Below are 23,081 nucleotides of genomic sequence, written 5' to 3'. Positions count from 1 at the left end.
AATACGAGGGACCATCCTGCCTGTCTTCCGATGCGGAAGCCGCCCGGGTGATGAGCACAGCCGCAGTCCGCATGTCCGCCTCCGTCCCTGCCGCCATGGGCGCTTCCGTATGGACATGCGAAATCACTCCTTATCGGGATGAAAGTAAAGGAACCGGCTGGGCATGATGAAGCCGGCGGATATTACATGAACAGAGCCTGCCATAGAAGCGAACAGGCCAACACCGTGACCGCGATCAGGAGACTGAGTCCGGCGACGAACCGGATGCGGAATACACCGGCCAGCATCAGCGATGTCTTCAGATCCAGCATCGGTCCGAAGACAAGGAAAGTCAGCAGCGGCCCCGCCGCTAACATGGAACTGAATGAAGCGGCGATGAATGCATCCGATGTCGAGCAGAGCGAGATAAGATACGCGAAGCCCATCATGAACAGATGGGAGCCGGCTCCCTCCGGCACGGCAGATGCCAGCCAATCCCGCCCGATTCCGCTCTGAATGAATGCCGTAATGAACGCGCCCATCAACAAATATTTCCCCATATTAAGGAACTCGTCCCCCGCATGGTAGACACTCGCTTGCAGCTTGGTTCACAGCGAGGCCTTCGCCGGATACTGATGTCCGGCACGCTCCGGTACATCATCCCCGTGCCGGCACCCTCCCCCATGGTCTCCCGGTGCTTCCTTGAGCGGATTGCGCAAACGCCAGCCCCATCCGGTAATAAGCCATCTCAGGCTGGCTGCGGAAAGCCATCGACGTCGAGGCGAACACGATCGGGTTGATGATCGGCGAAGCCAGAATGTACGGTACCCCGACGTAGACGGGCATTCCTTTCTGAATGAGCCCCCGTACGACGGGCACCATCCCGCATTCGCATAGAGGCAGGAGCACCCCAATCAGTGAGGCGGTCACCACTCCGGCCAACGGATGGCGCGGAATCCAGCGCGCAATGTACCCTTCCGGCACAAATTCATGCAAAACGGCCGAAACCGCCACGCCGAGCATAAGAAAGGGCAACGCCTCGATGACCAGACTGATGCCGATTGTCGTTGCGCTGCCCAGAAAAGCCGGATCGACCGGAACAGATACTTCAGCCAGGCGCTGATTGGTGAACACAAGATACAGCACGGCAGCGCAGACAACCGTTACGGCGTATGTGCCATAACGGAACAGGACATTCATAAAAAGTTACCTCCCCTATTGCGGCTGCTCTCCGGAACGGCAAGGCCGAATGGAGAACTTGTCCCATACCATTCCGAATTATTAGTAATTATTACGATTAACAAAAACAAAGCCAGCGTACCACGCCCCGCCCGCTCCATCAAGCCCGTATTCGCTTTTTTGCAAAACCTGAACATGATAAACCGGCATCCCGAACAAAAAAAGAACTATCTCCGGCGCCTCATCGTGAGACAGGGGACAGTTCTTCTTCCCGATATGCTTTTCCAGATGCTTCTTCCTATAGTCCGTCTGCTAGTCAACTTGGCGAAGAATCAGATATAAAATGATGCCCAGCGGGCCAAGCAAAAAGACGACGATCGCCCACAAGCAGCCGACCTGCTTCCCCTTGCGCTGCGTCGCTTCCCCCCATATCCAGAACAGGCATACCCAACTCAGCACCCAGATCAAAAAACCAATCACTAAGCATTCCTCCCGTCGCTGCATCTTGCTGGAGGCGTCGAATCCTGCAGCCTGCCTGCGCCGAAATCCGCTTCTCGAATACTCCTCTCTATTATTTATGTACGCGTATACGCAAATAGTGACCGAAATAGGCAGATGCAACGAAAAGCCGGCCTGCAAGCAGCGTGCTTACAGGCCGGCCAATCCAACCTTTTTCTGTTTTTACGATATCGTTCCGCTGTTCCGTTTCATATCGAAGCGATAAAACTCGAAGTGTATACGATAACGTTATGAAAAGCTGGCGTTGATCGAGATAAGAACACGTTTTTTGGTGCGGTTATTTCTTGCCTCGAGCCTCCACTCCAGCTTATTCTGGGCGGAGTACATCACCGCTTTTTCGACGCAAAAAGTCTGGTTGCCCAATACCCTGAGCAGGCGCTGGGTTCCCGCTTTTACCGCTTGAGGCATATTCGCATAAGAATACGTCAAATTAATACTCGAGACATCGCCGCCATCAAAAGTTACTGAAAACGCATTTCCGCCCAAAGAAGTAACCACCTTGCGTCCGGTGCGGCAGGTACGCTGCGCATGATTGAATGTAACGTTCTGTGCCGGATCCAGTTCCTTCACCGCCTGGGCAGCCGCCGACCTGAATGCCTCTCCGACTTGCTCTGCCTTCATATGCAGGATCGCCATGGATACTTCCCCCGCCTGACCCGTCACCTGCGCCTGATTCCCTTCCGCGTCCGACAGAAAGTACAGCCCGTCAGGTCCTAAGCTTACACTTGTCCACGACATTTTCGTCTCTGTCGAACCGGACAATTCCTGGAATAATCTATCTAACTTTTTCAAAATTCCCTTATCCAATTGCTCCGGCTTTATCTCTACATCCGCGCCCCTCTGATCCGCCGCTGCAGGCGCAACCAGGGCGGCATAGCCGCCCGCTGGCGATGTCGCGATCAGCATGCACAATATTGCCAACATGGGACTCATTTTGCGATAGGATGCCATCGTATGATTTCCTCCTTAATTTATGTACCTACTTAATAGATTCATAAGCCAAGGAAAAAGTTTGCCAGTAACCAAATTTTTCTTCGCATCCTTCTTACGTTCTTATCATGTTCACACTGCGTTCTCATCTGTTCTCGTTTTCGAGCCTTTATACTGATATCCCCTGTTCCGTTAGTAGCCCTTTGCGTCGCTATCCCGTTCCATCAGTATGCCTTTGCCCCGCTATCCCATTCCGTCAGCAGCCCTTTGCGTCGATATCCCATTCCGTCAGCATGCCTTTGCCCCGCTATCCCGTTCCATCAGTATGCCTTTGCCCCGCTATCCCATTCCGTCAGCAGCCCTTTGCTTCACTATCCCGTTCCGTCAGCAGCCCTTTGCTTCACTATCCCGTTCCGTCAGCGTGCCTTTGGGTCGCTATCCCATTCCGTTAGCAAATAATCAAATTCTTCAAAATCAGGAGGAGGTTCCTCTATGAGAAAAAAACAAGTCTGATCGTCTATGGATAGAGTCGCGCACAACCGCCTAATTGAGTCCTGATCTCCGCTTTTTCCATGCTTCTGACGCAACGGGATAATGAGCACAAGAGAGCTGGCAGAGTACCCCACCTGATCGACAAACGGAAAGGATACGATGCTCCCTATTGGCTTTTTCCCTGTAACGTGATAAATTCTGGCTGCTGAGTGAAGGGGATAGCGGAATAAAGAGCCGCACAACGACCGAACCGGGCGCAAAACAACAAATAATCCCGGCCACCCGGCCGGGATTAGCTGCAGCGCACGCTGGCGCTGCATTGATATTATTACAATCGATCACGATACAAGCTTCAAGCCGATGGCTGCTCCCAACACCATGCAAATAAAGACAATCCTCTTCCAATCCTTCGATTCCCCGTAGGCCAGCATGCCGACAATGGCGCCGCCCGATGCGCCGATACCGGTCCAAATCGCATAGGCTGTCCCCATCGGCAGCGTCTCCATGGCAAAAGCCAAGAAGGCAAAGCTCGCTCCGAACCCAATCATCATGTATATTACGGATTGCCATGTTTTTTCCGCATGGAATTTGTTAATCATCGTTACGCCAACCATTTCACATATCCCTGCCAACAGCAGCGAGATCCATGCCATTAAGCCTCAGCTCCTTCCTTATCCTTCTCCTTCGTAACCATTTTCAGGCCGATTACCCCGCCGAGGAGCAAGAGAATAAGAAGAACCTTCGGCACGCTGAACGGTTCGCCGAAGAAGACAATATCGGAGAAGACCGTTCCAGCGGTCCCCAGACCGACGAACACCGCGTATACGGTGCCGACCGGCAGCCTCTTCCCCGCCATGATCATGACATAGAAGCTGATGAGGATGGCAATTATGGTGCCTATCCATTCCCATACATTGCTGGCATGCTTCAAGCCAATCACCCAAAATACTTCAAAAAAAGCAGCGATAAATACTTTGATCCAATGAATATTCATACTCTCACCTCTCCTGTTGCCCGTCTCTCTACGTAGCATGGCTTATCCACTTCACCGCCGCCCGATTACGGAGCGATGCTGCGCCGGAACATCGTCCACGACGCTTCCAGTCTCTTTTTGAAACGCACCGGCCCCCCAAGCAGCATTTCCACCAGCACCCCGTCCAGCAAGCACATGAAGGCGGACGTGACGGTGTGCACCTCGAGCTTGGCCAGCTGCCCTCTCGCCATTCCTTGTTCACAGACTTCGGCCAGCAGGCGTTCCATCTCGTCCAGATAACCATTAACCCGCTCCATAACCGGGTCCAGCAGCGGCGGCGGGGGAAAGAACATCATGCGAAGCAGGAACTTCACGCGGCTGTCGTTCTGATATCGTTCCTCGTAATCGATAATCAGGCCATACAGTTGATCCCCAATTGGTTTCCGCTCCCCCTGCTGAGCGAAATAATCCCTCAACCGCTCCAATTGATCGGCGACCGCCTTGTCGATGACACTTAAGAATAGATCATCCTTGTTCTTGAAATGCGCGTAAATCGAAGGCGTTCGAATACCGACTTGACGGGCAATATCGGACAGAGCGGCTCCTTCGTATCCGCTCTCGGCGAAATGCTCCAACGCAGCTTCCAAAATACGACTGGCCGTCATAAGTAATACCTCCAATTCATTTACCTAACTAACGTTAGTTAGATTTTTTCACATTCGAGTTTGATTGTCAAGGCTTTGCGCCCGCGTGTTCAATGGCGTCATTCCGGTGTAAATAATGCTGGAAGGTTATTATCGCTCAATCTATGTGAACAGGTGGTGCGTACGGCCTATGCAGAGCATTCCGTTAGATGAGAAAACATTGAATACCGCATTGCATCAATTTATTTTTCCCTTTTCAATGAAAAAGACGGCCTTCGCAAGTGTGGAGACGCAGCTGCTGCATGAAGGGTTTGTCCCGTTTTGCTTGTCTGATTCCTCGCAGGAGACCGCTTTTTACGGGCCTCATCATGCAGTGTCCCATCATTTGATGGAAAGCATGTTTTTGCCCTACACGAACTATATTTTGTTTCCGGATTCTCTGCCGGACCGGGAAGGCTTCCAGCGCTATTCCAAAACCTTCGGGACACTCTGCTTGTTCCAAATGGCATATGCCAAGCTGCAGGCCGTCATCCGGTCGGTCGACGTTATTCTGTGTCCGTTTGACGTAGCGCTGGTTACGATTCGCACCGAGGTGCAGGATACCTGCTATCTGAGCCATGCCCTTGAATTCGCCAAGCGCTTCCGTTCGCTTCAGAACCGGGAGTTGAATGATCGGCGCTCCTTCATCCATTCCTTGGATACAGGCAGCACTTATCGGGAGACGCGCGAATTCATGAGCAAGGAACTGACACCGGGTCTGTTCGATTGGATCGAACGGGAGGATCAGCCGTCCGGAGCCTTCGAGAAACTTCCTTTTCTCATTAACGAGCGCATGTTCACTATCGGCTTCTACGCGCTTGAGTCGGGAGACCGACAATCGATTCATGCGTCCGATTTGTTCCGCTCCGCGAAGCTGAACGGAATCGATGAGGCCGGCAACCCGTTCATCCGGGCAAGCGATCTTGGCTATGTGAAGGCCTATACCGCCGCGCGCACCTATACTCGTTGGGCGCCTCACACCTATTACATCGTCGATGAGCATGTGCTGAGCTGCATGACAAATGCTTCCGAGGAGGTAGCCGCCGAATTGGCCAACGAGATGTATGGCCGGTATTATTATGCTTTTATATTGAACTTATTTCATAAAATCGTATTGCTGAAGCTATCCAACCAGCATGTCCATCTTCAGGTGGGCAAGAACGAGGATACGGTCAAGGAACTGATCCGCGACATTACGCTCTTCTCCTCTAAATATTACTTCCGCGAGATGGCAGCGGAATCGCAATTGCGCGATATTTTCTGCCTCATCCGCGAACAATACGGGAATGATGCGCTGCTGAATGATGTCAAGCGAACTCTGTCGGATCTGTATGAATTCCAGGCGAATACAACGGGCCGCCGCTCCGGCTATATGCTGCAGATACTGACTATTTACACGGTCATTAGCGGGATATACGGGATGAATCAGATCATCGACGACTTGGAGTACCCGATGAAATGGAAGCGGTTATCCGAATATTCTTTTTTCGAATATTTAGCGATGGGCGTTATTTTTTCGGGAATCGCCGTCAGCATCACGCTGGCCGTCTCCGCGCTCTGGCATCTGTTCAAGGAACTGCAGCGGCGCCGGGACTCGTAAACGGATAATCTTCTTCCGCCTAGAAAGGCAATCACCCGCCTTCCCTTACGGGACAGCGGGTGATTCATGGGGGTCTGATCTTAGGCGGGCTGTAAATCAAGCCAAGCGGTTCCTGTTCAGTTAGCCGGGGCTTCTCGCACAGCGGAAGCTCGCCCGCCTCCGCTACGCGGATCGTCGATTCCATGCCATTCCTTCATCCATATTCGTCATGAACGAACTCATGATGACTGTTAGCTTGAGGTTATTATAGAGGACGGGGATTGGAAACGGTAAAAAATTCGATTTATGCATAATTTCTCATGCTTGCGCAACACTAACCAAGTATGCAACTATCAACAACACTTAGGAGGAACACACGATGTACAATACATCTATCTCATCCCAAATCAATCAGTGCGAGCAAATCATTGCTCAAATGATGCGCCAAACGCAGCAAGCATCGCAAATGTACCAGCAATTGATGCAGCAGGAGCAGCAAAACGCTTCCCGCCTGGAAGAGCTGGCTCAGCGCGAGCGCCAAGCGGTGCAAATTATCCAGACGGCGCTGCAAGGCCATCAGACGGCGATGCAGCAAATGCAGCAAGTGACCCAGCTCTGCCAGCAAATGGAGCAATCGATGCAAAGCGCCGCCAACCTTAGCTATGTTCAGCCGTCCTACGGGGCGAGCTCCTACACGAATCGCGCCTACTAAGGCGGATTCCCCGCATGTATCGGGCCGCTCCTCATTGAGGAAGCGGCCCGTAACCTGCATCGCCCCAAACGCTATATTCGTGCGGGCGTCTGAATTCCGATCATGTGCAGCCCTTGGCGGAGCACGTTCGAGACGGCGGCGGTCAGCGCCAGCTTCGTTCTTCTCGCTTCCGAATCGTCGACCAGAATCGGCTCATGATGATAGAAGCGGTTGAACTGCTTCGCCACCTCCAGCAGCATGCGCACGAACAGCGAAGGCTCGTTGTGCAGGACCGCGGCGGCGAGCGTCTCCTCGAATTGGGACAGGGTCTTCACGCAGGCCCATGCTTCCGGGCCGGACAGATGCAGGCCTTGAAGCGGCGCAGCGGCTGCTGCGGCTTCATCCTGTGCACCCGCAACATCCGTCTCCTGCCCCTTCTCTAACAGGCGCAGCGTGCGCGCGTAAGTGTACTGCATATAAGGGGCCGTCTCCCCTTCGAAGCGCAGCGCCTCGTCCAGTTGGAAGTCCACGCTCAGCATCCGGTTGTTCTTCACGTCGCCGAACACGATCGCTCCGACCCCGATCGCCTCCGCGATGCCCTTTTTGTCCGGGGACTGCGGATTTTTTTCCTCGACAATCGCCATCGCTTTGGCGACCGCCTCATTCAACACCTCATCCAGAAAGACGACCTTGCCTCTTCGCGTCGACATTTTCTTGCCGTTGAAGGTCATCAAGCCAAAGGCGACATGCTCGCAATCCTCCGCCCAAGCATACCCCATCTTGCGAAGCACCGCGTACACTTGGCGGAAATGAAGCTGTTGCTCCGCGCCGACCACATACAGCAGCTTGTCGGCGCCCATCACTTCCTTCCGGTAGATCGCCGTAGCCAGATCGCGCGTCGGATAGATTGTCGTGCCGTTCGATTTCAGGATGAGACAAGGCGGCATGCCTTCCTCATCGAGACGGACGACCATGGCGCCGTCGCTCTCTTCCAGCAGGCCAAGTTCGGTCAGCCGCTCCACGACCGCCCCCATCTTGTCGTTGTAAAAGCTCTCGCCGAGCACATGATCGAACTGAACGCCCAGCCGCTCGTACACCCGGTTGAATTCCTCCATGCTCACATCGACGAAATACGACCATAACGCCAGCGTCTCCGCATCCCCCTGCTCCAGCTTGCGGAACCATTCGCGCGCCTCGTCCTCCAGCTCCGGCTGCCGCTCCGCTTCCTCGTGGAATCTCACATACAGCTTCAGGCTCTCCTCGATCGGCTGGCGGCGCAGCGCCTCTTCATCGCCCCAATGCCGGTAAGCCGCGATCAGCTTGCCGAATTGAGTGCCCCAATCGCCGAGATGGTTCACCTTCTCCACCTCGTACCCGGCCTGCTTATACAGATTGGCCAGTGCATTGCCGATGACGGTGGAGCGCAAATGCCCGATGCCGAACGGCTTCGCGATATTCGGAGACGACATGTCAATAACGACCCGCTTGCCGGCTCCGATCTGCAAGCGTCCGTAGCCGGGCTGGAGCATGCGTCCGAGCAGCTTCGGCGCCTGGACGGCCGGATCGAAGAACAGATTGAGGTATCCGCCGGCCGCTTCGGCGCGGACTCCGTCACGGCCCCGCTCATTCACCTGCGCGGCGATCTCGGCCGCAATCTGATGCGGGGCCTGTCTGCGCCGCTTCGCCAGCGGGAAGCAAGGATAAGCATAATCGCCCAGCTCCGGCTTCGGCGGCAGCTCCAGACTGCGCAGCAGTTCCTCCATCGGCAATTGGACGAATGGTTGCAGCAGCTCGGCTGCAGTGTGTTTTAACATGACGACAACCTCCATTACCTATTCATGAAAATAGTAAAAAGCCCCCGTCTGCAAAGAGACGGAGGCATTGGATCCGTGGTACCACTCTCATTGAACCGGGCATGCGAATGCCAGGTTCCCCTTATTCCCGAATAACGGCAGCGCCGGAATGCCCTACTTCACGACACTCCGCCATGGTACGCGGCGGATTCGGTTCAGGCATTCAACTCCCGGGTCCGCTTCCCTGACGCTGCCGTGCCGGCTTCCACCTGTTCCGGCTCTCTGCTGACGGCTCCACGTTCGGTACTCTCCCGATCATCGTCTTCTGATATGCGGTTAATGTCGTTCATTATATCGTGCGCGAGCCGAGAAATCAACATTTCCGTTCCATTCGGGCGGAAAAGCCTGCCAATCCGTCCCCTTGGCGCCGGGCGGACGGCTTCAGCTCCAGCAACGCAAGAGGCGTTCGCGTCGTGATCGCATCAACGCCCATGCCGATATACCGCTTGAACTCATCTGGCGCGTTGACCGTGTACACCCAGACCGCCAATTGGCGCTCATGCGCCGCTTCCACCAGTTCCATGCGGCATGTCCGGTAATCCATGTTCAAGCCGTAAGCGGAGCAGCGCAGCGCTTCTTCGCATACCCGCCGCGCGAACGCTGCGTAATCGGCGACATCCGCTTCGCATAACTTATCCGGAGTATTATATACAACGCGAATGCCGTCATAATTTCCTGCAATCCCGGCGCTGCACCCCGTGACGAACACCTGCTTCTCCATACCGTGCCTGTGAACGCATTCCATCGCCGGAGCCACCGTATGCTCATTTTTGATATCCAGATTGAGCTTGATGCTCCGCTGCTTCGCGATATCAAGAATGCGGTCGAGCTTCACGATATCCCGATGCGCATAGACAGGACTTAATAGAATCCGGTTCTCCGCCCGGTTCAATTGCTCATACGTGTACCTGTCCAGCAAGGGAGACGCGTCGTGCAGCAGAACGACGGTCCCGTCGGCGGCCGCCCGCAGATCGATCTCGACGATATCGGCGCCCGATTGCACTCCTTCCCAGAACGACTCCAGCGTATTGTCCGGAGCCGCTCCTCCCCCGGTATGCGCGCCAACCATAGGAAAATTCCGTGTCACGGAAATCCCTCCTCTTTTATTGCCGTGTCACGCGGGCAATGATCTGCTCCAGATCGATCTCAAGGAGCGACTGCAGCCGCAAATCGGCCTGCTCGAACGCAAATCCTTGTGTGAGCGCATTCGGCACCACAACGCAATAGACGCCCGCGGCTTTGGCGGCCTGAAGCCCGAACAGCGAATCCTCGAACGCGATCGCTTCCTGCGGCCCGATGCTCAACCCGGCCAAGGCTTCGCGATAGATTTGGGGATCCGGCTTCGAGCGGATCACGTCCTCCTTCGTTCGGATGCAATCGAAATAATCCAGCAGACCGTATTTTTTCACATAGCCGACAGCCCAATCGTAATGAGCGCTGGTCGCTAGTCCGATGCGGAGTCCGCGCCGCTTGCCCTCCTCCAGCTTCTCGATGACGCCCGGCAACAAGTCTGCCGTGGCGATCATGCCGCGGAAGACTTCTCCGTGGCGGGACCGAATCTCGTCGTGATCAAGCGGAGCACCAATCGCCTGCTCCAGATGGCGGCAAGCGCGCTGCACCGAGTCGGCCGATCCCGTCCATTGGCTCCATACGTCCAAGGGCATCTCATAATGATACTGCCTGCAAATTTCTTGAAAAGCGATAAATTCGGTCGTTTCCGTATCCAAGATGAGTCCGTCAAAATCGAACAAGATCGCTTTAATCACCGCTTCTCCCCACCTGTCTCTCCCTCTGTGAACGTGCTTTACTATAACGAGCTTTGCTGTGATCGTGTTATGCTGTGAGCTGCTTTGCTGTGACGTGCTTTATTGTGAACGAATTTTATGACAAACGCGAACGCTCCGCCACAAATTCGGCCAGCAAGCGGGCTCCGTAGCCTGTGGCGCCAGCCGCGACGTACCCGGCCGTGGACGCGGCCTCCTTCATGGCCGCCATATCAATATGAGCCCAGCTCATGGACGGATGCACGAACCGGCGCAGGAACAATGCCGCGGTAATCGCTCCGGCCTCGCCGACCCGGCTGATATTGCACAGATCCGCATAATCGCTTGCCAAGTAGCCCGCATATTCCTCGGCGAGCGGAAGCTCCCATACCTTCTCCCCCGTGAGCCGGCCCAGGCTCCGAAGCGTCGTGACGGTAGGCTCGTCGCCCCAGATCCCGGCATACTTCGAGCCGAGCGCGCCTTGGCAGGAATACGTCAGCGTCGCCATATCGACCACTTCCTTCGCGCCGATCGCATGCGCATGAAGCAACGCGTCCGCCAGAACGAGCCGGCCTTCCGAATCGGTATTGCCGACCTGAACCGAGACGCCGTTCGGATACGTCAAGACATCTCCCGGCAACAGCGCCCCGCCGTCCGGCATATTCTCGGCGGCGGGGATGATCGCGGCTACATTGGCCCGCACTTCACGTCGGCGGATAATCTCCATCGCCCCGATGACGGCGGCCGCCCCGCCCATATCGATTCGCATATCGCTAATATCATGATCCCGCTTCAGGCTGATTCCGCCCGTATCGAACGTAATTCCTTTCCCGACGAGCGCGATAAGCTCCTTGGACGGATCGGTGCAATAGCGCAATTCGATCAGGACAGGCGGATGGGCGCTTCCTTGACCGACGCCGATCAACCCGCACATCTGCCGCGCAGCCAGCTCCTCTCCTTCGTAGCATGCCACCTGCACGCCGCTGGCGGCGAACCGCTCCGCCACGCGCTCCGCGAGCGTCTTCGGCCGCAGATGATTGGCCGGCTCGTTGCCGATATCGCGCGCGAAGGCGATACCCGCGGCGCGCGCTTCTCCAAGCGCAATCGCCTCCTCCAGACCGGGCTCAGGCCCGGGCTGGAAATGGACGCTCTCCATGCAGCGGACCGCTTTGCGCGATGTATACTTGTCGAAGGCATACGTTCCCAGCAGCCAGCCTTCGACCCAGGCGGCCGCCGCCTCCCGCGTGTCGCCGATCCCCTGGCATCCGTCCATGGCTACCGCGGCGGTGCGCAGCTTGTGCTGCTCTGCGGCGCGCGCCGCGTTGCCGGCAGCCTCGCGCAAGCGTTCCGGTTCGAACGACTGCCGGCTTCCGAGCCCGGCGAGCAGCAGATGCTGCTCATCCTGCCTGTCGTAATACCAGGTGACAGCCCCGCGCTCGCCCATATGAGGATGGAGCGGAAGCGACAGACACGGGGCCTCCGCCGTTTCCAGGAAGATAGGATAAATCATGACCTGCGCGGCTTCTGAATTGCCTATGGCGAACTTCATAACCGCACCGTGCCGTCGTCAAGCCGAAGCCATGTGCGGAATTCGCGCTTGCCTTCCGCCAATTCAATGACCCGCGCGCCCCGCTGCAGGCGGCCGTAGCAGTTATAGCCGGTCGTGCGGCCATAGCAGAGCGAGATGCCATGCAGCGCTCCGACATAGTCGTTGTCGTGATCGTGGCCCGCGAAGACAGCCATGACATCGCCCATCTCCACCATTTTCGCGAACAGGCCGGAGTTTAACTTGGGCGCGCACACCCGTTCATATTTATTGCCGCTGATGATCCCGGCGCGCCACACCTCCTCATATTCCGGAAGCGGAATATGGAAGAAGGCCAGAGAAGGCAGCGGCGCCCCGCTGCGCTTCGCCGCCTCTCGCGACACCTGCGCGTACCATTCCACCTGGTCACCGTGAATCCATTCATAGCCGCCGATATGCTCCGGCGCTTCGCAGCCCGAATCGAGAAAGTAGAGCATCGCCGCCTCCTTCTCCCCGTCCGATCCGCGAACAGGCAGCGCGTAGTTCCCGACCCCGCTTAGATCGGCCGGTCCCGGCTCGGCCAGGCATCCCGCGCTCTCCCGCATCACGTCCATCAATTGCTCGCGGGTGACGCTTCCCTCCGCGTCATGATTGCCGAACACGGCCGCCCAGGGAAGGCCCGATCGCACGGCCGGCGAGATGGCGAGGCGCAAGCCTCTCCTGGGATCCTCTATGCCGTGGCTCCAGCACAGATCTCCCGTGTACACGATAAGATCGGGCCGCTCCTGCTCGATCAGCCGCTCCATCAAGGCGACGGCCTGCCGATCTTGCTCCTCCCCGTCCGTGCCGTCGCCGATATGGACGTCGGTGAACTGCAATATTTTGAACGTGCCGTCTTCCCGAAACGTTAAAGGGTTCGCCATGAGATCATCTCCCCTCGAATTCCACGCATACGGTGGCTACCGCGGATGCGCCGACATCGAATGTAATTTTGCTTCCTTGGACGGAAATATCCGGTCCGCCGGCCGGCTGCTCGACGAACGAGACAAAATAAGCTCTTCTCACCGGCTGCCCGAACGCCAGCGTTACGCTCGTCCGCTCGCCCTCCGTCTCATACAGGCGCACGATCCAGCGGTTCGCCGCGGAGCCTTCCGCCATTTTAATCGCAGACAGCGCCACCTGTCCCCGCTTCAGCGTGACGAAGCTGCCCGTCTGCGGCAGCGTCCCCTTGCGGGCGCGCACAGATATGGCTTCGATCGGATTCTGAAAATGATAGGACTGCTCCAGCATCTGCCGGGTATCGCGGTAATCGGTCAGCCCAACGGCGAACCGGAACGGATGCTTCCCGATCTCCGGGTACGGATCCGGGCTGTAGGAGCCGCGCAGCAGAGTGAGCGCCAGCGAACGGCTGCCGCTCCGGAAGCCATGCTTCGCATCGGCGAGCAGCATCACCGCGCGATCTATCCCGCTGTCCGCCGGAATCGCTGCGGCGAAGCTGTTGGCAGGCACATCCAGATCGATAGCTTTCCTCTCCAGCGTGCCGAAGGGAACGTCATAGCGGTAAGACCTGCAATCGTAAGGCACCGGCAGATAGAAATTCAACTGCGGCGTAAAGCTGTCCTCGCTCCCGCTCTCATGCCAGTCGCATTCGACGTGATAGACCAACGCGCTGCTATTCCGATCCAGCGACACGGTCGCCTTCAGCGTCGAATTCCGGAAGCTCGTCCGGAACGTAATCGACTGGCGCAGCAAATGATCGCCAAGCTCGCAGCTATCCAGCGTCCACTTCGCCAGCGGCTCCACATGGCGGTACCGGCCGACGAGCCAGGCGTTCCCGCCCCCGTTGAACGTATCCTCCTCCACGAAGCGGAACAAGCCCGCGGGCTGCGCCGGATCGGCATATTCGCGGTTCGTGCGCTTGTCGATCAGCGAAGCGATCGTGAATTGCCGCGGATCGAACCGGACGGCAATATGCTCGTTCTCCAGCACGAATTCGTACTTCTCATTCGGCGGCAGATTCTGTCCGGCCAAATAAAAATCATCGGCGGACAACCGCTTCATGTCTCCTTCCTTCTCGGTCATCACATACGTGCTGTAGCCGATGGCCGGCACCTTCACCTTCAGCAGCACCCGCAAAAAGTAATGGCCCCAATGCTCGATGAACCCTCTGTCGATATATTGAAACGGAACGCTCCGCCCTTCGCTGTCATGGAATTGAATGCTGTCCACATGGCCGTTCCAATCCCAGATCACAATGTCCGCCAGCTCTTCGCGATCGCGGACGGAGGAATTGAACAGATGGAAGATGCGCGTCTTCCCGCGGCCGCGCTCGCTCTCCCCCATCCGGAACAAATGGACGCCGACCCCGGGACCGGCTCCTTCGGACATGCTCTCGCGCACATCCTCATCGGCGGCGATATAAGCCGACGTATCGATAAGTTCGGCCAGCTTGCGGATGGCATAGCTTTTCTTGCTCCCGGCCGTCGCCATAATCTCCTGGAACGAAGCCATCGCATGCTCTCTTGTCTCCGCCACGCATGAGCCGGGCAAAATATCATGAAATTGATTGAAGCAGGCTTGCTTCCAGGCCTCCCCCAGTTCCTCTCCGAAATACCGGGCCCGCGCAACTAAAGAAGCCATGCTGCCGAATAGCTCCGCTTCGCCGAGCAACCGTTCCGACACCCGGTTCGCCAGCTTGATTCTCGATTCCGAGCTGTAGCAGCCGGTAAATATAAAATTCAGCTCATCGCGAATGACCGGCAAGCTGTCCGCCACTGATTCCGTCAACGCAAAAAAGTCGCGGTACGTTCCGAATCGAATGCGCGGGAAAATCGGCCAGGTCTGCATATCCAATATCCGTTCGATGTCGCGGCGCGTCGGCCCGCCGCCATGATCGCCGACGCCGTACACCTTCAGCATCGTCGTCATCTTCGTCCGCGCGCAGAATTCCGGCACCGTAAGCGCCATCGCCGGCTCGATGCGGGAATCATACCAGTGCGGCTCCTTGTAGGCGATGACGGAACGGCCCGACGGAGACTCCCACCGGAACAGCGAGTGGCCGTTATCGTTGTGACCCCGGCAATAATAGTAGTACTTCACGCCGGCATGATGGAGCGCTTCCGGAACGTTGATGCTGTGCCCGAACGTATCCGGCTCGAAATCGATTTGCAGGCTGTCCGGATCGAGGCCGAACAGGCCGGACAGATACGTTTTGGCATACAGCAATTGTCTGGCCATGCTCTCGCCGCTAGGCATGTTCTTGTCCGCTTCGACCCAGGTGGAAGCGGTGACCTCCCACCGCCCCTCCTTGACCCGGGCCTTAATCTCCTCCAGCATCTCGGGATCGTATTGCTCCACGATCCGATAAGCGGCCGCCTGCGAATGAGAGAATATGTAGTCCGGATACTCTTCCAGCAGATCGAGCATCGTACGGAACGTGTTCAGCGTGGCGGATACCGTCTCGGCCCAGCCCCACAGGAAGTTCATGTCGAGATGCGCATGGGCCGCGCAATGCAGCGCATAGCTCTTGGCGGCCGGCCCGCATGCGGCCAGCATGCTCTCCGCCTCGCGCGCGGTCCGCTCCGCGATGACGCCCTCGTCATCGAGGCGGGCATGGAGCCATTCAACGACAGGGAGCAGGGCCGAGTCCCACTGGCGATCCTGAACGAGGGAGACGCGGTTCATATACTCCAATTGCGAGACGATTCGTTCTCCCCAGTAACCCGAGGGTGTTCTCTCCTTCAACGCCGTCAGCTTGCCATGAAGTTCGTTCGTATTCATCGGTTCCATTCTCCTAACGTATCGCGATAAGCTTCCAAGTAATCGTCTACAAGCTCCTTCGCCAGAGAATACGAATTCACCAGCGGGTGAACCGAGAGCGCTTTCACGGCCAGACTTCGCGATTTCTTCGCGACCGCCTCCACCGTCAGCCGTTCGAACAGCTTCACCGATTTCATCAACAGATGCATATCCTCGGGAACGGCGCCGATCCGGATCGGATGAGCTCCGTCCCTGTCGATCGTGCACGACACCTCGACGACATCGTCATCCGCGAAGCCGTCGATGCTTCCCGCGTTCGGCACCGACAGCACGATATTGTTCTCGCGTCCGGTCTGCAGCGATTCCACGAAGTCAAGCATGACGCCCGCATAGCCGAGCGTCTCGGGAAGCGTCAACTCCTCCATCGGCAGAATCTCCTTCGCCTCGGAATTCGTTTCCGCCGCCATATAGGACGCCTCCCGCTTTTGCGTGTAGTACAGATACGTTCGAAGCGCCAGTTGCGGGTTGGCGTCGATATCCATCCGCTTCAGCTCGTCCAGCATCGCCTGATTGTTCAGCGCGATCATTTGTCCGCGCGTCATCGCCGCCTGTTGAATGTTCGCGAGCGATTTTTCGCGATGGTAGTAATAATATAAATACTCGTTCGGCAAGTAAGGCAGCTGCCGCAGCAAATCCGGATCGAACATTTTCAATTCCTCGACCGCGTTCACGAAAGCCGGATCGTGCTTCAACTCGGGGAGCAGATCTTTGCCTTCCGCCATCAGCTTGCGGATCCAGGACAGATGATTCAGGCCGAACACTTCGGTGCGCAGCTTCCGTTCATCGATGCCCAGCGCCTCCGCAATGCGCAGCTTCGTATGGCTCGGCGTATCGCATATCCCGATAACGCGGTCGTAGCCATAGCTTCTCAACGCCTGCGTCACCAGACCGGAAGGATTCGAGAAGTTGAAGATCCACGCGTTCGGCGCGACCTCTTTCGCTAATTCGCAATAATTCCGCAATACCGGAATCGTTCGCAGCGCCATGGAGAAGCCGGCCGGTCCGGTCGTCTCCTGCCCGAGCAAGCCGCGATCGAGCGCAATCTTCTCATCGATGTACCGTGATTGCTCCTTCCCGACGCGGATCGTCGTGACAATATAATCCGCGCCTTGCAGCGCCGCGCGGGCGTCCATCGTCGTGTCGAGCCGAAGATCGATCCCGCTCTGCTCGATGACAATCCGGCACAGCTTGCCGATGATCGCGAGCTGCTCCTCGTCAGTGTCCTGGAGCACCAGCTGCGTAATCCCGGTCTGCTCCGCTTTTAACGTCAGACTTTTCGTGAACAAGACAGCTCGCACGCCGCCGCCGCCGATTAATGCTAGTTTCATAGATAGCTCCTCCCGCTCTATGGATTACCCGGCCGATGCGGCCGCGATGAATTGCTCCAGCGTATCGATAGTCATAATGCCTGTGCTTCCTCCATAATTCATGACCGAGCTAGCGCCGCACGCATTGCCGTACAGCAGACAATCCTCCACCGGCTTGCCCGCCAAATAACCGAACATATATCCGGCATTGAAGGCATCGCCGGCACCGGTCGTGTCCACGGAATTCACCTGAAACCCCGCGCGGCGCGTCACCTGTCCGTCAATGCAGGCGATCGCACCCTTGGAGCTCATCTTGATGACAAAATGCGAGGAATGCTTGCTTAGCTTCGCAATGCTGTCCGCTTCGCGAGCACAGCGGGTATAGTGCTTCGCTTCCGCTTCGTTCATGAAAAAGATGTCAATCGTCTTCATCAATTCATAGATGCCTTCATGCCACTCGCCCGTATCGTCCCAGCCGACATCGCAGGACAAGGTTGCGCCCATCGCTTTCAGCTTGGCTGCCATCTGCATATAATCGTCATGATTGCTGCGACCGCGGTATCCGGTCAAATGCACATGCCTTGCCAGCTCGACGCTTCTCAGATCAAGCTGCCGCAGATCAAGCTCTTGGTTCGTCCCCCTATACGTGATGAACGAGCGGTCTTTGTCCGAATTCAACGCAATCGATATGCCGGTGCGGTTCCGCTCGCTAAGCCGGATATATTGCGTATCCACGCCATGCTTGTGGAACTCGTCCAAAATGTAACGCCCGTCGCCGTCTTTTCCCAATACGCCATTGAAGGCCAGCTTCAAGCCCAGCTTCGCCAGGGACAAGGTGAACAGCGCCGCTCCTCCGCCTACATGGACCTGCATCTGATCGGCGAATACTTCTTCCCCTGGAGCCGGCAGCTCGTGACAGCCGACCACGACCAGATCGATATTCGCGTCTCCAATGACGACCGCGTCATATTTTTTCAATAGACTTCCCCTCATCTCTGCCTCTCTTCGAATGTTGTCAAATTGGATATGGTATCGTTACCAGATCGGAATAAAAAAATTACCTTATCTTTCGGGTGCTGTCCCGGATAACAAGCTCATGCGGTAAAATGATATCCTGCTTCAGACTGGACGGTTCCGCGATCAGGCGGAGCAAAGCCTTGACCGACTCCGTGCCCATCCGCTGAATCGGCTGCTCCATCGAAGTGAGCCGCGGACGAATGATCTCCGTGAACGGGCTTCCGTCGAAGCCGATAATCGAGATATGTTCCGGCACCTTCAGCTGGTGGTCGCTGATGCAGTTCATCGCGCCCAGCGCCATGTCGTCGCTGACGGCGAACACCGCCGTCGGCAGCGGATCGCATTGCAGCAGTTCCTCCATCAAGGCGTATCCGCTCTGTAGCTTGTAGTCGCCGAATTTGATATATTCATAGACAATCGGAATCTCATTGGTGGCTAACGCATTGCGGTACGCCGCGTATCGATTTTGACCGGACGTAATATCTCTCATGTCACCCCCGAGGAACCCAATCCGGGTGTGGCCGAGCGAGATTAAATATTCCGTCGCATCATAAGCAGCCTGGTAATCGTCGATAATTACGGAATGGAACTTCCGGTTCACCGGCTTCACGCTTGAGAAGATGACAGGAATATTCGATTTATCCAAAAATTGCTTGATTTCGGTATTGATCTTCTCATGCATAATAATGATGCCTTCGACGCGCATCTCCTGGAACACGTTCAAATATTTCAATTCCTTGTCGATATCTTCAATAATATTACAGACAAGCAGATTGTAGCCGTTCTCGCTCGCCTCTTCCTCCACGCTGCTCAAAATGGTCGAGTAGAAGCTGGACGCGAGATCGGGCACGATCACCCCGATTAAGTTCGTCTTCTGGCGCACCAGACTTCTGGCGATATGATTCGGACTGTAATCGAGCTCCTCAATGGCTGCCAGCACTTTTTGCTTCAATTCATCCGTTACATACTTCTCATTATTCAACACTCGCGATACGGTCGTAACCGATACGCCCGCTTTCCGGGCCACGTCTTTAATTCGTACTGCCATAGTCCACCGATTCCTTTACCCCATACGAAATATATTGTTCCTGCTAGGCATGTTGTTCCACGAATAAAGGCTGGGAGAACGCTCCATAGCCTCCTTCGAGATATGCCGCGATGCGAACATAGCCTTCATCCCCGCTGCATTGGTACTGCACCCGGTTCAGGCGGCCTGTTTCTTCATGTAATACTTGGCCTTCTTTTCCAATCAGCGTAACATATTTATATATTCGATTCAATCTCTCGTTCGCAGGGAGATCAACGGTAATCAGCCCGCCCTCGGCACGTATCCCGGCGAAATCGAACCCGGTAGATACATAGAAGCTGCCCGCCTTGACGGCTTCCAAAATGCTGTCGTTCGTATTCCGCTCTGCAAGCACCATATTCCAGGCACGCTTCTCCTGACCATACACATGGAAGTCGTCGTTGCCGAAGCCCCAGACGGCGCGGCCCGCCGTCAGCAGCTGATCCCACTTGTCGAAGGCCACGTCATATTCCGGGTTGCCGTCGCCGTTCACAATCTCAATGCCTGTATAACCGGTGAGGCTCAGCATATCTTCCAACCGCCAAAATTGCGAGAAATACCGGTTCGGGTGCGCCAAAATGCTGATTCCGCCATTGGCGAGGCAGGCATCGGACAAACGCTGATAATTGCCGATCGTAAACGTGTTATGATAGCCTTCCATAATCGAACGGGGCGGCTGGACAAGCACCATATGCGCTTCGGGGCTGCTCACCTCCATCGCTTCGAATACCGTCGGAATGCGCCGTTCTCCTGCATGAGCCGTAATAACATCATGATCCGAGATGCCCAAATAATCATACTGCCCGTACATCTGATAGACGACTTCAAGCGGCTGCGTCCCGCATTGGCTGTTGGTCGTATGATTGTGGAAGCTGCCTTTCAGCCATACCCCTTGTTTGTCATATGGATTTTTGATCGTAATCATGGCGAACACTCGCCTCGCTTTCCCTTATTCTTTGACCGAACCGATCATGACGCCTTCGGCAAAAAACTTCTGCACAAACGGATACACGCAAATGATCGGCGTGACGACAACGATTATGGTGGCCATCTTCAATGAATTGCCCGTGACCTGCATCTTCTCCAAAATCTCGTATGAGGTCGTGCCCGCGTTCTGCATCAACGCGGCGCGAATGGCGTCCTGCCGGGTCAGCATCTCTTGCAGAAGCGTCGATACCGGCCTCAGATCCGTCTTCTGGACATAGAACGCTCCGGTGAACCAATCATTCCAGTGGCCAACCGCGTTGAACAGGCTGATGACCGCGATGACCGGCTTGCTGAGCGGCATAATAATACGGAGGAAGGTCGTAAAATCGTTACAGCCGTCCAGCTTGGCCGACTCTTCCAGACTGACGCTGATCTGCGAGAAAAACGTCCTCATAATGATAATATTCCACGCGCTGTACAGCCCGGGGATGACATACACCCAGAGCGTATTGACGAGGTGAAGCTGCTTCAACAGCATATAATACGGAATGACCCCGCCGCTGAACAGCATCGTGAAGAAGATCATCAGCGTAAAAAACTTGACCCCCGGGAGCGTCTTGCTCTTCAAGGTATAGGCGGCCATCGCCGTCAGGAAGACGCTGAAGAAGGTGCCCACGACCGTTCTGAAAAGCGTGATCGCGTACGCCCCCAAAATATTGGACGAGTTGAACACCTCTTGATAATTCTCCAATGTCCATACCCGCGGCCAGAAAAAAATGCCTCCCCGTTCCGCATCTTTCCCCGCATTGAACGACAGCGCGAATATATTGAGAAATGGAAGGATAATCGACAGGCAGAGCAAGATGATGACGACATAGATGACGAGGCGGTATATTTTTTCGCCTGTGGAAATTTTATAGAAGTCGTTCACAGTCGTTCCCCTTTCCTGGTGAATTCGGGCGGGATAAATTCCCGCAGAGGCTCCCGTCCGCCAGGGATTAGAGCCTCTGGGAAGCTTGTGTCTGCGCGCCTCTTACTGCGAAGGGTTAAGCACGATCGGCGTGGCCGGATCCTTGCTCTTTTTTTCCAGCAGTTGAATATAACCTTGAAGATCGGCCGCCTCCAGCTGCTTGTTCACGGATTCCATGATCTTGGCCGCTTCGGTCCTCGACTTCGCGTAGTACGCCCGGATAAGGCTCTCGTTGTAGTAGTCCAATGCCGTTTTCAGCTCCGTGCCCTTTTCATATTCGCCCAGGAAGGAGAGCGGACCGTAGCCGTCTTGAATTTTGGCGTTTTTATATTTCTCGTCCCAGCCGAAATAATCGGCAATATTGTTCGGACCTTCATTTTCAGCCGGGAATGCGGCATTTCCATATTCCGCTTCGCCGAAGTCGGCTGCCGGATCGAGATCCGTATTGCCGAGGTATTCGCCCCATGTATCGCCGACGCCCTGGAAGGCAAGCTGCTGCGCGGCCTTCGGATCCTGCTTCTTCAGATCGATGACTTCCTGCTTCACGATCGGATTGCCTTTCTCGTCCAGCGTATAATCGCGTCCCTCGATCCCGTACTGCCACAGCAGCTTGCCTTCGCGGCTGGCCAGGAAGTCCGCGAATTTCACGATCTCCTCCGGCCGTTCCGTCGTCGCCGGGATCGCCCAGATGTTGTAGCCGGATTTGTAGGTCAATCTCATCTGATAAGGCCCTTCCACGCTGTCCAACGGACCGAGCGGCAAGTAATGCATATCTTTATTGAACTCCAAATAGTTGTGCATATCGGAAATAATGGCGAACGATCCGTTCAGCGCCCCTTCCGTCGCGCGCGTCTCGTCCATCGTATAATACTCGGGATGAATCAAGCCTTCATTAAGCAGCTTCTGGACGAATTCGATCCGCTTCATCGGGTATTCCGTCTGGCTCTCATGCTTGATCGCGCCGTCGCTGTCCCGGAAAAATCCTTCATCTCCCCACCGCAGATCGGAATAGATGTAGCTGTTGTCATTGCCGCCCCAGTAGCGAGGCCCAACCGGATACACCTCTTTGCCGTTCGCGTCCTTGAAGTTGCCTGCTTTAATTTTTTTCGCCAATTCATGCAATTGCTCGGAGGTCGTAATCGATTTCGGGTCCACATTGAGCGCTTCCGCGATATCTTTGCGGATATGCGGGCCCCCTACCCATTTCCGGTTCTCCTGTCCGCCCTCGCGGTTGATCCGCATATGGACGAAGTATGTCGAGCCGTTGAATTCCGGGCGGAACATGACGCCGTTTTTCGTATCGACCGGCAAATAGCCGTCTTCGAAATATTTGCTGTAAATTTTCGTCTCCTTCAAATAAGGCGTCAAGTCCGTGAACATCCCTTCGCGCGCGGCCTTGAGCAGCACCGGCATCTCCGGCCGGCCGCTATGATTCAAATAGCTGACGATGACATCCGGCAGATCTCCGGTGGCCAGCCCGGCCGTTAATCCTTCCAGCGAGCTGTTCGCCGGCGTGTTCTCCCATTCGAGCGTAATGCCGGTCAGCTCTTTTATCTTTTGGGCGACCTCGTTATCAATTTGATTGTCGGAAATATCATTCATGACCCCGTTCATGAATATTCGCCCTTTAATGGTGCGGTCGGCGATCCAGGTGGCCGGCTTCTCTCCCTGGTCCCCATCGGCCGCGCCGCTGTCTTTTCCCGGCTTGCTGCCGCTTCCTCCTCCGCTGCAAGCGCTGACCAACATCATGATCGCAAGCAATAATGCCGCCCACTTTCCCCACTTTCTCTTCATGCCTACACCCCTTTT

21 protein-coding genes and 1 other annotated feature are annotated in these 23,081 nt (G+C 55.8%); of the genes, 2 read left to right on the top strand and 19 right to left on the bottom strand.

Annotated features, from left to right (window positions below):
• Nucleotides 1–182: 182 nt before the first annotated feature.
• The 7 genes from L6439_RS29465 to L6439_RS10650 all read right to left on the bottom strand — a co-directional run bounded on the left by L6439_RS29465 (nt 183) and on the right by L6439_RS10650 (nt 4,737).
• The gene (locus L6439_RS29465; protein WP_306434357.1) at nt 183–539 is read right to left on the bottom strand and encodes a permease; all 357 of its coding nucleotides are present in this window, start codon (nt 537–539) and stop codon (nt 183–185) included.
• Between the two features lie 97 nt (nt 540–636).
• The gene (locus L6439_RS29460; RefSeq protein WP_306434356.1) at nt 637–1,179 is read right to left on the bottom strand and encodes a permease; all 543 of its coding nucleotides are present in this window, start codon (nt 1,177–1,179) and stop codon (nt 637–639) included.
• 291 nt (nt 1,180–1,470) lie between these two features.
• Nucleotides 1,471–1,638 (bottom strand): hypothetical protein, encoded by a 168-nt coding sequence (locus tag L6439_RS10670; RefSeq protein WP_168180281.1) that lies wholly within the window; start codon nt 1,636–1,638, stop codon nt 1,471–1,473.
• Between the two features lie 267 nt (nt 1,639–1,905).
• A complete protein-coding gene (locus tag L6439_RS10665) occupies nt 1,906–2,583 on the bottom strand; it encodes a hypothetical protein (RefSeq protein ID WP_237096812.1) in 678 nt (225 codons plus the stop codon).
• Between the two features lie 854 nt (nt 2,584–3,437).
• Complete coding sequence (locus L6439_RS10660; protein WP_168180283.1) at nt 3,438–3,752, bottom strand: DMT family transporter; 315 nt, start codon at nt 3,750–3,752, stop codon at nt 3,438–3,440.
• Nucleotides 3,752–4,093, bottom strand: coding sequence for a DMT family transporter (locus L6439_RS10655; RefSeq protein ID WP_210429466.1), 342 nt, complete (start codon nt 4,091–4,093; stop codon nt 3,752–3,754). Before L6439_RS10655 ends, L6439_RS10660 begins: the two co-directional genes overlap by 1 nt.
• A 65-nt stretch (nt 4,094–4,158) precedes the next feature.
• Nucleotides 4,159–4,737 (bottom strand): TetR/AcrR family transcriptional regulator, encoded by a 579-nt coding sequence (locus L6439_RS10650; protein ID WP_168180284.1) that lies wholly within the window; start codon nt 4,735–4,737, stop codon nt 4,159–4,161.
• 169 nt (nt 4,738–4,906) lie between these two features.
• Here L6439_RS10650 and L6439_RS10645 point away from each other — a divergent pair, with 169 nt between their 5' ends.
• Both L6439_RS10645 and L6439_RS10640 read left to right on the top strand, forming a co-directional pair.
• The gene (locus tag L6439_RS10645; RefSeq protein WP_168180285.1) at nt 4,907–6,355 is read left to right on the top strand and encodes a hypothetical protein; all 1,449 of its coding nucleotides are present in this window, start codon (nt 4,907–4,909) and stop codon (nt 6,353–6,355) included.
• Nucleotides 6,356–6,713: 358 nt separating this feature from the next.
• Nucleotides 6,714–7,046, top strand: coding sequence for a hypothetical protein (locus tag L6439_RS10640; RefSeq protein ID WP_168180286.1), 333 nt, complete (start codon nt 6,714–6,716; stop codon nt 7,044–7,046).
• Between the two features lie 71 nt (nt 7,047–7,117).
• Here the strand turns inward: L6439_RS10640 and argS are convergent, their stop codons facing one another.
• The 12 genes from argS to L6439_RS10580 form a co-directional block, all read right to left on the bottom strand.
• Nucleotides 7,118–8,839: an arginine--tRNA ligase gene (argS, locus tag L6439_RS10635; protein ID WP_213469674.1), complete on the bottom strand. Its 1,722-nt coding sequence runs from the start codon at nt 8,837–8,839 to the stop codon at nt 7,118–7,120.
• A gap of 51 nt (nt 8,840–8,890) precedes the next feature.
• Nucleotides 8,891–9,146 (bottom strand) — a binding site (T-box leader).
• A gap of 45 nt (nt 9,147–9,191) precedes the next feature.
• Nucleotides 9,192–9,965, bottom strand: a complete 774-nt coding sequence (locus L6439_RS10630) for a glycerophosphodiester phosphodiesterase (protein WP_168180288.1) — start codon at nt 9,963–9,965, stop codon at nt 9,192–9,194.
• Between the two features lie 16 nt (nt 9,966–9,981).
• Nucleotides 9,982–10,644, bottom strand: a complete 663-nt coding sequence (locus L6439_RS10625) for an HAD family hydrolase (protein ID WP_213469673.1) — start codon at nt 10,642–10,644, stop codon at nt 9,982–9,984.
• Nucleotides 10,645–10,759: 115 nt separating this feature from the next.
• Nucleotides 10,760–12,151 carry a leucyl aminopeptidase family protein gene (locus L6439_RS10620; RefSeq protein ID WP_237096811.1) on the bottom strand — a complete coding sequence of 464 codons (1,392 nt, stop codon included), beginning with the start codon at nt 12,149–12,151 and terminating at the stop codon, nt 10,760–10,762.
• 35 nt (nt 12,152–12,186) lie between these two features.
• Nucleotides 12,187–13,089 (bottom strand): metallophosphoesterase family protein, encoded by a 903-nt coding sequence (locus L6439_RS10615; RefSeq protein ID WP_168180291.1) that lies wholly within the window; start codon nt 13,087–13,089, stop codon nt 12,187–12,189.
• A 4-nt stretch (nt 13,090–13,093) separates the two neighbouring features.
• The gene (locus tag L6439_RS10610; RefSeq protein ID WP_213469672.1) at nt 13,094–15,946 is read right to left on the bottom strand and encodes an alpha-mannosidase; all 2,853 of its coding nucleotides are present in this window, start codon (nt 15,944–15,946) and stop codon (nt 13,094–13,096) included.
• The gene (locus tag L6439_RS10605) at nt 15,943–17,313 is read right to left on the bottom strand and encodes a family 4 glycosyl hydrolase (protein WP_168180293.1); all 1,371 of its coding nucleotides are present in this window, start codon (nt 17,311–17,313) and stop codon (nt 15,943–15,945) included. Before L6439_RS10605 ends, L6439_RS10610 begins: the two co-directional genes overlap by 4 nt.
• 24 nt (nt 17,314–17,337) lie before the next feature.
• Complete coding sequence (locus L6439_RS10600; RefSeq protein WP_213469671.1) at nt 17,338–18,270, bottom strand: carbohydrate kinase family protein; 933 nt, start codon at nt 18,268–18,270, stop codon at nt 17,338–17,340.
• Nucleotides 18,271–18,349: 79 nt separating this feature from the next.
• Nucleotides 18,350–19,357, bottom strand: a complete 1,008-nt coding sequence (locus L6439_RS10595) for a LacI family DNA-binding transcriptional regulator (RefSeq protein ID WP_213469670.1) — start codon at nt 19,355–19,357, stop codon at nt 18,350–18,352.
• Nucleotides 19,358–19,400: 43 nt separating this feature from the next.
• Nucleotides 19,401–20,300, bottom strand: a complete 900-nt coding sequence (locus L6439_RS10590) for a CehA/McbA family metallohydrolase domain-containing protein (RefSeq protein ID WP_168180296.1) — start codon at nt 20,298–20,300, stop codon at nt 19,401–19,403.
• A gap of 24 nt (nt 20,301–20,324) precedes the next feature.
• Nucleotides 20,325–21,233 (bottom strand): carbohydrate ABC transporter permease, encoded by a 909-nt coding sequence (locus L6439_RS10585; RefSeq protein ID WP_213469669.1) that lies wholly within the window; start codon nt 21,231–21,233, stop codon nt 20,325–20,327.
• A 102-nt stretch (nt 21,234–21,335) separates the two neighbouring features.
• Complete coding sequence (locus L6439_RS10580) at nt 21,336–23,066, bottom strand: extracellular solute-binding protein (RefSeq protein WP_213469668.1); 1,731 nt, start codon at nt 23,064–23,066, stop codon at nt 21,336–21,338.
• Between the last annotated feature and the right edge of the window lie 15 nt (nt 23,067–23,081).

The organism is Paenibacillus dendritiformis, assembly GCF_021654795.1.
GTDB lineage: Bacteria > Bacillota > Bacilli > Paenibacillales > Paenibacillaceae > Paenibacillus_B.
This window is presented reverse-complemented; position numbering and strand designations above follow the sequence as displayed.